The organism is Microbacterium elymi (assembly GCF_021582895.2).
GTDB lineage: Bacteria > Actinomycetota > Actinomycetes > Actinomycetales > Microbacteriaceae > Microbacterium > Microbacterium humicola.
The window spans coordinates 3,479,626-3,491,827 of sequence record NZ_CP091139.2 but is presented as its reverse complement, the minus strand read 5'-3'; the positions used below and the strand labels follow the sequence as shown (position 1 = coordinate 3,491,827).

General features: G+C 70.5%; 11 protein-coding genes and 3 pseudogenes. 1 reads left to right on the top strand and 13 read right to left on the bottom strand.

The window, feature by feature from the left end; all coding sequences use genetic code 11:
• Positions 1-18: 18 nt before the first annotated feature.
• The 3 genes and pseudogenes from L2X98_RS19050 to recO all read right to left on the bottom strand — a co-directional run bounded on the left by L2X98_RS19050 (position 19) and on the right by recO (position 2,297).
• Entirely contained in the window at positions 19-696 is a 678-nt protein-coding gene (locus L2X98_RS19050) for a DsbA family oxidoreductase (RefSeq protein WP_259611910.1), read from the bottom strand.
• A 47-nt stretch (positions 697-743) separates the two neighbouring features.
• The gene (locus L2X98_RS19045) at positions 744-1,553 is read right to left on the bottom strand and encodes an isoprenyl transferase (protein ID WP_259611909.1); all 810 of its coding nucleotides are present in this window, start codon (positions 1,551-1,553) and stop codon (positions 744-746) included.
• Positions 1,550-2,297: pseudogene (gene recO / locus L2X98_RS19040) on the bottom strand (DNA repair protein RecO). Before recO ends, L2X98_RS19045 begins: the two are co-directional and overlap by 4 nt.
• 27 nt (positions 2,298-2,324) lie before the next feature.
• Here recO and L2X98_RS19035 point away from each other — a divergent pair.
• A complete protein-coding gene (locus tag L2X98_RS19035; RefSeq protein ID WP_435526226.1) occupies positions 2,325-3,029 on the top strand; it encodes a trimeric intracellular cation channel family protein in 705 nt (234 codons plus the stop codon).
• 25 nt (positions 3,030-3,054) lie between these two features.
• On the opposite strand, the gene leuA is transcribed toward L2X98_RS19035, so the two are convergent.
• The 10 genes and pseudogenes from leuA to hrcA all read right to left on the bottom strand — a co-directional run bounded on the left by leuA (position 3,055) and on the right by hrcA (position 12,106).
• Positions 3,055-4,815, bottom strand: coding sequence for a 2-isopropylmalate synthase (gene leuA / locus L2X98_RS19030; protein WP_259611907.1), 1,761 nt, complete (start codon positions 4,813-4,815; stop codon positions 3,055-3,057).
• A gap of 175 nt (positions 4,816-4,990) precedes the next feature.
• Positions 4,991-5,884, bottom strand: coding sequence for a GTPase Era (era, locus tag L2X98_RS19025; protein WP_259611906.1), 894 nt, complete (start codon positions 5,882-5,884; stop codon positions 4,991-4,993).
• A complete protein-coding gene (locus L2X98_RS19020; protein WP_259611905.1) occupies positions 5,881-6,747 on the bottom strand; it encodes a hemolysin family protein in 867 nt (288 codons plus the stop codon). Before L2X98_RS19020 ends, era begins: the two co-directional genes overlap by 4 nt.
• Positions 6,735-7,169 carry a DUF21 domain-containing protein gene (locus L2X98_RS19015; RefSeq protein ID WP_259611904.1) on the bottom strand — a complete coding sequence of 145 codons (435 nt, stop codon included), beginning with the start codon at positions 7,167-7,169 and terminating at the stop codon, positions 6,735-6,737. The genes L2X98_RS19020 and L2X98_RS19015 overlap by 13 nt, the downstream gene beginning before the upstream one ends.
• Positions 7,166-7,635, bottom strand: a pseudogene (gene ybeY, locus L2X98_RS19010) (rRNA maturation RNase YbeY). Before ybeY ends, L2X98_RS19015 begins: the two are co-directional and overlap by 4 nt.
• Positions 7,632-8,597, bottom strand: coding sequence for a PhoH family protein (locus L2X98_RS19005; protein ID WP_259611903.1), 966 nt, complete (start codon positions 8,595-8,597; stop codon positions 7,632-7,634). Before L2X98_RS19005 ends, ybeY begins: the two are co-directional and overlap by 4 nt.
• Before the next feature lie 101 nt (positions 8,598-8,698).
• Positions 8,699-9,049, bottom strand: a complete 351-nt coding sequence (locus L2X98_RS19000) for an HIT domain-containing protein (RefSeq protein WP_259611902.1) — start codon at positions 9,047-9,049, stop codon at positions 8,699-8,701.
• A gap of 119 nt (positions 9,050-9,168) precedes the next feature.
• Positions 9,169-9,903 carry a 16S rRNA (uracil(1498)-N(3))-methyltransferase gene (locus L2X98_RS18995; RefSeq protein WP_259611901.1) on the bottom strand — a complete coding sequence of 245 codons (735 nt, stop codon included), beginning with the start codon at positions 9,901-9,903 and terminating at the stop codon, positions 9,169-9,171.
• Between the two features lie 3 nt (positions 9,904-9,906).
• Positions 9,907-11,024, bottom strand: a pseudogene (dnaJ, locus tag L2X98_RS18990) (molecular chaperone DnaJ).
• Between the two features lie 53 nt (positions 11,025-11,077).
• Positions 11,078-12,106 (bottom strand): heat-inducible transcriptional repressor HrcA, encoded by a 1,029-nt coding sequence (gene hrcA / locus L2X98_RS18985; protein WP_259611900.1) that lies wholly within the window; start codon positions 12,104-12,106, stop codon positions 11,078-11,080.
• Positions 12,107-12,202: the final 96 nt, after the last annotated feature.

Here is a 12,202-nt window from a genome sequence, read left to right as displayed (position 1 = left end):
GAGCTTGAGCCGGTACAGCTAGCGGGCGGCGGCCTCGGCGCGCCGCTCGTCCCACACCTGGCGGGCGATCTGAGTGAACGCCTCGGGCGGCTGGGCGCCGCTGACGCCGTACTTGCCGTCGATCACGAAGAACGGCACGCCGCTGATGCCGTAGGCGGCGGCCTGCGCCTGGTCGGCGGCCACCGCGTCGAGGTACCGATCGGATTCCAGCGCGGCCCGGGCGGATGCGGCATCCAGCCCCGCCTCTTCGGCGAGGGCGACGAGCTCGTCGATCCGGCCCACATGCCGACCCTCGGTGAAGTAGGCGGCCATCAGCCGCTCCTCCATCTCGTGCTGGCGGCCCTGCTCCTTGGCGAAGTGCAGCAGCTCGTGCGCCTTCACGGTGTTGGTGTGCTTCAGGATGTCGAAGCGGTACTCCAGCCCGGCGTCGGCCGCGACCGCGGTGACCCGCTCGAGCATCTGCTGCACCTGCTCGCGGCCCATGCCCTTGTGCCCGGCCAGGAAGTCGTATTCGTCGCCGTCGAAGTCGACGGGCGTGTCGGGCGAGAGCTCGAAGGAGTGGAACACCACCTCGACCTCGGGCGCATCGGCGTCGGCCGATGCCGCCGCCAGCCCCTTCTCCAGGTTGCGCTTGCCGATGTAGCACCAGGGGCAGGCGATGTCGGACCAGACGTCGATCGAAATGGGTTCAGTCACATCGGGTGCAACCGACCGGCACGGCGCGTGTATTCCCGCGAATGCTCCTACAGGTCGGTGTCGGGCGCGTCCACCGCCCCACCGAACCGGCGTTCGCGCCCGAGGTACAGGTCGATGGCGCGCCAGAGGTGCTCGCGGGTGAAGTCGGGCCACAGCGTGTCGAGGAAGACGAACTCGGCGTAGGCCGACTCCCACAGCAGGAAGTTCGAGCTGCGCTGCTCGCCCGAGGAGCGCACGAACAGATCGACGTCCGGCATGTCGGGGATGTACAGCCGTCGGCGCACGAGCTTCTCGCTCACCGCGGACGGCCGGAGCCGTCCCGCAGCCACATCGTCGGCGATCGAGCGCATCGCGTCGACGAGCTCGACCCGTCCCCCGTAGTTCACGCACATCGTCAGGGTGAGGGTGTCATTGTCGGCAGTCAGCCGCTCGGCGCGCTGCAGCTCGTTGATCACCGACCCCCACAGCCGCGGCCGGCGTCCCGCCCAGCGGATGCGCACGCCCCATTCGTTGAGCTGGTCGCGGCGGCGGTGCAGCACCTCGCGGTTGAACCCCATGAGGAACCGCACCTCATCCGGCGAGCGGGCCCAGTTCTCGGTCGAGAACGCATACACCGAGAGGTGCTTCACGCCGGCCTGGATCGCCCCCGCCACCACGTCCAGGAGTGCCAGCTCACCGGTGCGGTGTCCTTCGATGCGCGGCAGTCCGCGGCGGTTGGCCCACCGGCCGTTGCCGTCCATGACGATCGCGACATGGGCGGGCACCGCCCCCTTCGGATACTCCGGCGGGTGCACGCCGGTCCAGTCCAGGGGACGGTACGGGACGGCATCCTTGTGCGTGTACGGCTTGGGGGTCACCGGCGCGATTCCTCCGCCGGCTCGTTCAGCACGTGCTCGAGCGCGCGGATGCCGCGCTCCAGATGCCATTGCGCGTAGGCCGCCACGAGACCCGACGAGGCGGCGGTCGCGGCCGGGGCCGCGGCATCCACCACGTCCCACTCGCCGGCGATCAGCGCCTGCAGCAGATCCGCGGTGGTGCCGTCCACGCGCACGGAGCCGACCGGTGCGCAGTCCCGGCACACCATGCCGCCCAGCTGCGCCACGAACGAGGAGTGCGGGCCGGGCAGACCGCATCGCGCGCAGTCGAACAGGCCGGGCGCCCACCCCGACATCGCCATCGCCCGCAGGAGGTACGAATCGAGGATGCTGCGCGCCGCGTGGTCGCCGCGCGCCAGGGCGCGCAGCCCGCCCACCAGCAGCAGGTACTGCTGCGGCGTGGCCTCGGCCTCGTTGAGCCGGTCGGCGGTCTCGACCATGGCGCTGGCGGCGGTGTATCGGTCGTAGTGCACGGCGATGTCGGCGCCGTACGCGCCGAGCGACTCGGCCTGCTGCACGATGTCGAGGTTCCGGCCCGCGTACAGCTTGCACGTCGGCGACCATGAACGGCTCGAGCCGCGCGCCGAACCGGGACGAGGTGCGCCGCACCCCCTTGGCCACCGCGCGGACCTTGCCGTGCCGTCGGCTGAGCAGCGTCAGGATGCGGTCCGCCTCACCCAGCTTGTGGGTGCGCAGGACCACGACCTCGTCGCGATAGGTGGGCACCCCTCGATTATCCCGCGGCATACGACAATGGATGGCGTGACCGACCCGATCTTCTTCATCCCATTGTGGGCCGACCTTCTCGCCGTCGCGCTCGGCGGTCTGCAGGGAGCCCTGTTCGCCGCCGGATTCCGCGGCCAGCGACGCCTCGACTTCCTCGGCGTGGCCATCATCGGGATCATGGTGGGCATGGGCGGCGGCCTCATCCGCGATCTGCTGCTGAATGTCACTCCGACGACGCTGCAGAGCAACTGGTACCTCCTCACGGCGACCGGCGCCTCCCTCGTGGGGATGCTCCTGGCCGCGCCGCTGGCAAAGCTGAACGGGGTGATCGTGGGCCTGGACGCCGTCGTGATCGCTCTGTTCGGCGCGTTCGGAACGAGCAAGGCCCTGTCGTTGGGGCTTCCGCTCGTGCCCGCCGTCTTCGTGGGGGTGTGCGCGGCCGTCGGCGGCGGCGTCCTGCGCGATGTCCTCGTGGGACTTCCCGTCGCGATCATGCACGTCGGGTCGCTGTACGCCGTCGCCGCCGGTGCCGGATGCCTCGCCCTGGCCGGCCTGCACGCGTTCGGCGTGGGGCTGGTCGCGGCGGCGGCCGTCGGGATCGCGGTGACCGCCGTCATCCGGCTGCTCGCGGTGATCTTCGACGTGTCCCTGCCCGAGCAGCGCGTGCTGCACCGGCGCAAGGTGGCGGTGGAGACCTCCGCGATCCCGATCGTGCGGCCCGAGACGGACTGAGACCTGCCCCGGACCGCGCCGCGACTCAGACGCCGGCGAGGGCCGGTGCCTGCTCGCGTGCGCGGATCGAGCGGTTCACGCTGGAGACGATCGCCTTCAGCGACGCGGTCGAGATGTCGCCGTCGACGCCGACGCCCCACAGGCGCTGATCGCCGATCTGCAGCTCCACATAGGCCGCCGCCTGGGCGTCGCCACTGGCGCTGAGCGTGTGCTCGACGTAGTCGTACAGGGTGACGTCCACGCCTTCGGCGCGCAGCACCTCGAGGAACGCCGCGACCGGGCCGTTGCCGACCCCGTGTGCCTCCACTTCGACATCGCCGTCGCGCAGCCGGACGTCCAGCGAGACGTCCCCGGTCATGTCGCTGGAGGTGCGCGTGCTCAGCAGCTCGAACCGCCCCCAGCGCGCGTCGGCGTCGTCCACCGGCAGGTACTCGTCCGTGAAGATCTGCCAGATCTCGTCGCTGGTGACCTCGCCGCCCTCGGCATCCGTCTTGGACTGCACCACTCCGGAGAACTCGATCTGGAGCTTGCGGGGCAGATCCAGCGAGTGGTCGGTCTTCAGCAGGTACGCGACACCGCCCTTGCCCGACTGCGAGTTGACCCGGATGACGGCCTCGTACGAACGACCCAGGTCCTTCGGATCCACCGGCAGGTACGGCACGGCCCAGTCGATGTCGTCGACGGTGACCCCGGCCGCCTCGGCACGGGCCTCCATGGCCTCGAAGCCCTTCTTGATGGCGTCCTGGTGCGAGCCGCTGAACGCGGTGAAGACCAGGTCGCCGCCCCACGGACTGCGTTCGGGGACCGGCAGCTGGTTGCAGTACTCGACCGTCCGCTTCACCTGGTCGATGTCGCCGAAATCGATCTGCGGGTCGATGCCCTGCGTGAACAGGTTGACCCCGAGCGTGACCAGGTCGACGTTGCCGGTGCGCTCGCCGTTGCCGAACAGGCATCCCTCGATGCGGTCCGCCCCGGCCATGTAGCCCAGCTCGGCGGCGGCCACCGCGGTGCCGCGGTCGTTGTGCGGATGCAGCGAGAGGATGACGTTCTCGCGGTGGTTCAGGTGTCGGTTCATCCACTCGATCGAGTCCGCGTACACGTTCGGCGTGGCCATCTCGACGGTGGCGGGCAGGTTGATGATGACCTTGCGGGAGGGCGTCGGCTCGAACACGTCGAGCACCTGGTTGCAGATGTCGGCGGCGAACTCCAGCTCGGTGCCGGTGTAGCTCTCCGGCGAATACTCGTAGTAGACCACGGTCTCGGGGACGCGCTTCTCGTACTCGCGGCACAGCCGGGCGCCCTCCAGCGCGATGTCGACGATGCCCTGCTGGTCGGTGCGGAACACGACCTCGCGCTGCACGATGCTGGTGGAGTTGTACAGGTGGACGATGGCCTGCTTCGCGCCGGCGATCGCCTCGTAGGTGCGCTCGATCAGGTGCTGGCGAGACTGGGTCAGCACCTGGATCGTCACATCGTCCGGGATCATGTCCTGCTCGATCAGCTGCCGGACGAAGTCGAAGTCGGTCTGGCTGGCCGAGGGGAACCCGACCTCGATCTCCTTGTAGCCCATCCGCACGAGCAGCTCGAACATGATCCGCTTGCGCTCGGGGCTCATCGGGTCGATGAGCGCCTGGTTGCCGTCGCGCAGGTCGACCGCGCACCAGCGCGGGGCGGCGGTGATGCGCTTGGTCGGCCAGGTGCGGTCGGGCAGCTCGACCCGGATCTGCTCATGGAACGGGCGATACCGGTGGATCGGCAGGCTCGAGGGCTTCTGATTGTTCTTCATGTGCGGCTCATTCTCTCGTCAGAATTGCGGGCCAACGACGAGCTCCGCGACGAGGAAGGCCCTAGAACGAGGACTCGCCGCGGCAGGCTGAAGGAGAAGCAGGAAGCCTGCACGCATGGCTTCACAATACACCTCCGCCGGCGCTCGGCGGGACCCACGGGCCGCACCGGAGCGGTCAGAAGCCGAGCCGGCCCAGCTGCTTCGGGTCGCGCTGCCATTCCTTGGCCACCCGCACGTGCAGCAACAGGAACACCCGGGTGCCCACCAGCGGTTCGATGCCGGCACGGGCGCGGGCGCCGACGTCGCGCAGTCGCGTCCCCTTGTGGCCGATGATGATCGCCTTCTGGCTGTCGCGTTCGACCACGATGTCGGCGAACACGTCGGTCAGGTCGCTGTCCTCGCGCGGCGCCATCTCCTGGATCATCACCGCGATCGAGTGCGGCAGCTCGTCGCGCACGCCCTCCAGCGCGGCCTCCCGGATGATCTCGGCGACGCGATCCTCCACGCTCTCGTCGGTGACGACGCCGTCGGGGTACAGTGCGGGCCCCGTCGGCATCAGCGCCAGCAGCTCGCCGGTCAGCACGCCCAGCTGGTCGCGGGTCAGGGCCGACAGCGGGATCACCGCGGCCCAGTCCTCCCGCAGCGCGTCCACCTCGACCAGCCGCTCGGCGATCTCGTCCCGGCTCGCGGAGTCGGTCTTGGTCACGAGTGCGATCTTCTTGGCGCGTGGGTAGCCGTCCAGGGATGCCGCGATCCGCCGGTCGCCGGGGCCGACCTTCTCGTCGGCCGGCACGCAGAACGCGATGACGTCCACGTCGCCGAGCACCTGCTCGACGAGGTCGTTCAGCCGCTGTCCGAGCAGGGTCCGGGGGCGGTGGATGCCGGGGGTGTCCACGATGATCAGCTGCCCGTCGGGGCGGTTGAGGATGCCGCGGATCGCGCGCCGCGTGGTCTGCGGCTTCTCGCTGGTGATCGCCACCTTCTCGCCCACGAGGGCGTTGGTCAGCGTCGACTTGCCGACGTTCGGGCGTCCCACGAACGTCACGAATCCGCACCGGATGTCGCTCATCTGTCCCTCGTCTCCTCGGGGGCGCGCGCCGCCGGCGCCGCCCGCTCCACGAACACCGTCGCGATCCCCCGGCCGCGGCCGCGCGAAGCGCCCCCGGTCAGCCGCAGTCCGTCGTACTCGGCCGTCGCCCCCGGCTCGCGGATGCGGCCCAGCGCCTTGCCGAGCAGACCCCCGATCGAATCGACGTCCTCGTCCTCGAGGTCCAGCCCGAACAGCTCGCCCACGTCGGCGACCGGCAGCCGCGAGCTGACCCGGTAGCGTCCCGGCTCGATCTCGACCAGCTCCGCCGTACGCGGGTCGTACTCGTCGGCGATCTCGCCGACGAGCTCCTCGATCAGATCCTCCAGGGTCACCAGCCCCGCGACCCCGCCGTACTCGTCCACGACCATGCACACGTGCACGGCATCGCGCTTCATCTGCTGCGAGCGTCTCGGCGCGCATCGACTCGGGAACGAACACCGGAGGTCGGGCGATCGTGCGGACCGGGGCATCCCCCACCCCGCCTCGTCGCGATAGCTGATCAGCACGAGGTCCTTCAGGTACAGCACGCCCACGACGTCGTCGGCCTCGTCGTCCACGATCGGGATGCGCGAGACGCCCCGCTCGAGGAAGACGCTCATCGCCTCGCGGGCGGTGGAGGAGGCATCCACCGTGACCATGTCGGTGCGCGGCACCATGACGGCGCGCACGAACGTGTCGGTGAAGTCGAACACCGAGTGGATGAGGTCGCGGTCGTCCTCCTCGATGAGATCCTGCGACGCGGCCTCGTCGACCATGCTCGGCAGGCTGCTCCTCGTTGGCGAAGGACGCCCCCCGCGCACCCCGGGCGTGACCCGGTTGCCGAGGGCGATCAGGCCGTGCACGATCGGGCCGAGGATGATGCGCAGGCCGCGGATGACCCGGGCGCTGCCCGCAGCAGTCCCCGCGCGTGCCGCCGGCCCACCGAGCGGGGACTGGCTCCGACCAGGACGAACGAGATGCCGGTCATCAGGAGCGCGGCCGCCAGCATCGCCCACCAGATGTTGGCGAACAGGATGGTGAACGCCACCGTCACCAGGACCGCCGCGGTCGTCTCGGCGAGCACGCGGATGAACACCACCGCCTGCAGGTGCGCGTCGGCGTCGTCGGCGATCCGGCGCAGCTGCGCCGAGCCGCGGCCGCCCTCGTCGGCGAGCTCGACCAGGTCCTGCCGGCCGGTCACGCTCATGGCGGCGTCCAGCGCCGCCATGAGCCCGCCGAAAGCCACCAGCAGCACCGCGGCCAGCAGCAGCAGGAGTGCGGTCATGGGCGCGGTCGCCGCCGTTCGGCGGTGTGGAAGCTCAGCAGCAGATCACGCTGCAGGCCGAACATCTCCCGTTCCTCGGCCGGCTCGGCGTGGTCGAACCCGAGCAGGTGCAGCGAGCCCGTGCGTGGTCAGCAGCAGCTCGTCCAGCGTGGAGTGCTTGGCCGCCTCGGCCTGCACCTCGGCCACCTGCGGGCACAGCACGATGTCGCCGAGCAGGCCGGGCGGGGTGGGAGCGTCCTCGGAGCCCGGGCGCAGCTCGTCCATCGGGAAGCTGAGCACGTCGGTGGGGCCCGGCTCGTCCATCCACTGCACGTGCAGCGCCTCCATCGCGCCCTCGTCGACGAGCAGCACGGCGACCTCGGCGTCCGGGCTCACGTGCAAGCTCGGCGAGATTGTGCTCCATCAGCCGCAGCAGGGCCGCCTCGTCGACGACGACCCCGGACTCGTTGGTGATCTCGATCGTCATGAGCGTCCTCGCTTCGGGATGTGGTCGCGCGGACCGCGCGACCGCGCCGCGCCGCGCCGTTCGGCGCGGTTGGCGAACTCCTCGGCCTCGTCGCGCTCGCGGCGCCCGGCGAGCCGCCGCTCGTCGTACTCGCTGTAGGCGTCCACGATCCGCCCCACCAGCGTGTGTCGCACCACATCCTTGCTGGTCAGGGTGGAGAAGTGGATGTCCTCGATCCCGTCCAGCACCCGGGTGACCAGGCGCAGTCCGGACGCGGACTGGGGCAGGTCGATCTGGGTGATGTCGCCGGTCACGACCATGCGGGTGCCGAACCCGAGCCGGGTCAGGAACATCTTCATCTGCTCCGGCGTCGTGTTCTGGGCTTCGTCGAGCACGACGAACGAGTCATTGAGCGTCCGGCCGCGCATATACGCCAGCGGGGCGACCTCGATGGTGCCGCTGGCCATCAGCTTGGGCACCAGCTCGGGGTCCATCATCTCGTTCAGCGCGTCGTACAGCGGGCGCAGGTACGGGTCGATCTTGTCGGTGAGGGTGCCGGGCAGGAATCCGAGCCGCTCCCCGCCTCGATGGCCGGGCGGCTGAGGATGATGCGGCTGACCTCCTTGCGCTGCAAGCGCCTGGACGGCCTTCGCCATCGCCAGGTAGGTCTTGCCGGTGCCGGCCGGTCCGATCCCGAACACGATGGTGTTCTCGTCGATCGCGTCGACGTACTCCTTCTGCCCGGCGGTCTTGGGGCGGATCACCTTCCCCCGGGATGTGAGGATCGCCTCGCCCAGCACCTCGGACGGGCGCGGGCCGTCGTCGGCCTGCAGCATTCGGTTCGAGGTCACGACATCCACCGGGTCCAGCCCGTGCCCGGAGCGGGTCATAGCCAGCAGCTCGTCGACCAGGCGGCGCGCCGCGGCCACCGGCTCGGGCGGACCGGTGAGGGTGATCTCGTTGCCGCGGACGTGCACGTCCACCTCGGGATGCTCGCGTTCGACGACCCGGCAGCCGATCCTGCGGACCGAGCAGCTGCACCATGGCGACACCGTCGGCGTAGATCCGCTCGACGGCGGGCGCGTCATCCGGCATTCATGCTCTTCTCGTCCAGTCCTCCGGCCAGCACGTGCGCGTGCACGTGGAACACCGTCTGCCCCGAACCGGCGCCGGTGTTGAAGATGAGGCGGAAGTCGCCGTCCGCGTGCGCGGCGGCCAGCTCCTTCGCCAGCGCGATCATCTCGACCAGCAGTCCGGGGTCCCCGGCGGCCAGCTCGGTGACGTCACGGTACTGCTCCGTCTTCGGGATCACCAGCAGGTGGACCGGGGCCTTCGGCGCGATGTCGCGGATCGCGAACAGCGTGTCGGTCTGGGCGATGATCTCAGACGGGATCTCGCCGTTCAGGATCCGGGTGAAGATCGAGGGCTCGCTCATGTCTCAAGTCTACTGAGCGCCCCTCCTGCGTTCATCTCGCAGGAAGATCGGGAGCGAACGTGTCAACACGCCGCGAATTCAGCGCGCCGGCGCAGACTATCCTGCGACATGAACGAGCCTCACCAGCGGCCGAGGATCGTGCTGACCACCGCGAGAGCGGCGGGGCCGGCGGTCGAGGTGCGCAGGACCGTGTCACCGAGAGCGGCGATGGTCGCGCCGGCATCGGCCAGCAGCGCCAGCTCGTCCGCGGCGATTCCGCCCTCCGGGCCGACCACGAGCACCACCTCGCCTTGTGCGGGATCGATCGCGACGGCGCTGAGCCGCACCTCGCCGGTCGGCTCCAGCACGATGACGTGGGATGCTGCCGCCCGCGCGGCGATCCGGGGTGTCGAGGTGATCTCGGCGACCTCGGGCACCCAGGCGCGGTGGGCCTGCTTGGCCGCCTCGCGGACGATCGCCTCCCAGCGTGCACGGCCCTTCACGGCCTTCGCATCGTTCCATCGCGACACGCTGCGGGCCGCCTGCCACGGGATCACCTCGTCCACACCGAGTTCGGTGGCCGCCTGCACGGCGAGCTCGTCGCGGTCCCCCTTGGCCAAGGCCTGGGCCAGCACGAGCCGGGGGCGCGGCGCGGGGACATCCGTGCGTGCGGTGACCTCGACCTCGACCCGCTTGGGGTCGACGGCTGTACAGCGTCCGTCCAGCCAGACGCCGCGCCCGTCGCCGAGGGTCACCTGCTCGCCCGCCCGCACCCGGCGCACGGCGGCGGCGTGATGCGCTTCGGCCCCGGTCAGGGTGAGCACGTCGCCGGCGGCCGCCGTCGCGGCATCCGTCGTGACGAAGTGCAGGGGCACGGATCAGCCGTTCCGGAACCGGTCGCGCAGCCGCGCGAACAGGCCCTGCTGGAACTCGGCCAGGTGCGGACCGGGCGCCTTGGTCTTCTTCTTGAAGTCCTCGATCAGCGCGCGCTCCTTCGCATCCAGCCGGGTGGGGGTGACCACATGCACGCCCACCCGCAGGTCGCCGCGCTGCGAGCCGCGCAACGGGGTGATGCCGCGCCCCTTGATGGTCAGCACGTCGCCGCCCTGCACGCCGGGCCGCACCTCGAGCTCGACCGGGCCGTCCAGCGACTCGATCGTGGTCGTCGTGCCCAGGACCGCGTCCGGCATCGACACCTCCAGCGTGGCCAGCAGGTCGTCGCCGTCGCGGCTGAACACGTCATGTGCGGCCACATGGACCTCGATGTACAGGTCGCCGTTGGGCCCGCCCGCCGGCCCCACCTCGCCCGAGCCGGGCAGCGCCAGTCGCAGCCCGACTCGACACCGGCGGGGATGTCGACCGAGACGGTGCGCCGCGAGCGGACGCGTCCCTGGCCCTGGCAGGTCGCGCAGGGGTACGGGATGGTGGTGCCGTACCCGTGGCAGACGGTGCACGGCACGGTGGTGACGACGTTGCCGAGGAGGCTGCGAACCGTGCGCTGCACGTTGCCGGTGCCGTGGCAGATCTCGCAGGTGACCGGCGAGGTGCCCGGCTGACAGCACGATCCGTCGCACGTCTCGCAGAGCACCGCGGTGTCGACCTCGATGTCGCGGTGCGTGCCGAACACGACATCGCCCAGGTCGAGCTCGACGCGCACCAGCGCGTCCTGTCCGCGCTCGCGCCGCGAGCGCGGACGGCCGCCTCGGCCGCCGCCGCCGGCCGCGCCGAAGAACGTCTCGAAGATGTCGCTGAACCCGCCGAAGCCGGCCTGCCCGCCGAACGGCGAATCGCCGCCCATGTCGTAGCGTCGGCGCTGCTCGGGATCGCTGAGCACGTCGTACGCGTGGGTGACGGTCTTGAACCGCTCCTCGGCGTCGGCGCCCGGATTCACGTCGGGGTGCAGTTCTCTGGCCAGCCGGCGGTACGCCTTCTTGATCTCGTCCGGGGTCGCGTCCCGCGACACGCCCAGTACTGCGTAATGGTCCTGGTCCGCCACAATCGCCTTCCTGCCCACGCCGCCGGCGCGGGATCGTCCTGTGTTCCGTGCGCTCAGCGCGACGATTCGTCGTCTTCGAGCAGTTGGCTCAGATAGTGCGCGACGGCGCGAACCGCCGCGAGGTTGGTGGGGTAGTCCATCCGGGTCGGACCCAGCACCCCGAGTCGCGCCCGCGCGCCGGTCGCGTCGTAATCGCCGGTGACGATGGATGCCTCGGCCAGGCCGAACGCCTCGTTCTCGCGCCCGATCGAGGCGGCCAGCCCCTCCCGGTCGGCGACCATCTCGCTCATCAGCCGGAGCAGGGTGACCTGCTCCTCGATGGCCTCCAGCAGCGGGTAGATGCTCCCGCGGAAATCGGCTTCGCTGCGGGCCAGGTTCGCGGCCCCGGCCATCAGCAGCCGGTCCTGGCGGAACTCCTCGAGCTCCTCGGCGACCACCCGCAGCACGGCCACGAGCACCGCGTCGGCGGGCGCCTGATGCAGCGGCAGGGCCGCGGCCACCGCCTGGGCGCCGTCGCGGACGCTCCTCCCGGTGACCAGCGCGGAGACCCGGGCGCGCACGTGTGCGACCTCGGCCGGCTCGGCGCCGTCCGGCAGCGAGACCACCCGCTGCGAGACGCGACCGGTGTCGGTGACCAGGATGACCAGCACCCGACCGCCGAGATCGACGATCTCCACGTGCGAGACATCCGCCCGGGCGAACGACGGATACTGCACGATCGCCACCTGCCCGGTCAGCCGGGTGAGGGCGCGGACCGTGCGCGAGAGCACGTCGTCGAGGTCGGTGGAGCCGTCCAGGAACACGCTGATCGCCGCGCGCTGAGCGGAGGTGAGCGGGCGCAGGCGAGCCAGGTGGTCGACGAAGACCCGATAGCCCTTGTCGGTCGGCACCCGACCGGACGAGGTGTGCGGAGCCTCGATCAGCTCCTCGTCCTCGAGCAGCGCCATGTCGTTGCGGATCGTCGCCGCCGAGACGCCGAACGCATGCCGGTCCACGATCCGCTTGCTGCCGACGGGCTCGCGGGTCTCGACGAAGTCCTGCACGATGGCCTGCAGGACCTGCAGTCCGCGCTCGCTGACCATTCGTGCTCCCTTCCGTCCGCGCTGCCGGCACTCGGGTTCTCCGAGTGCCAATTCTACCGAAGTTCGCTGATGGGCAGGTGCGGGACCGGCCGGTGT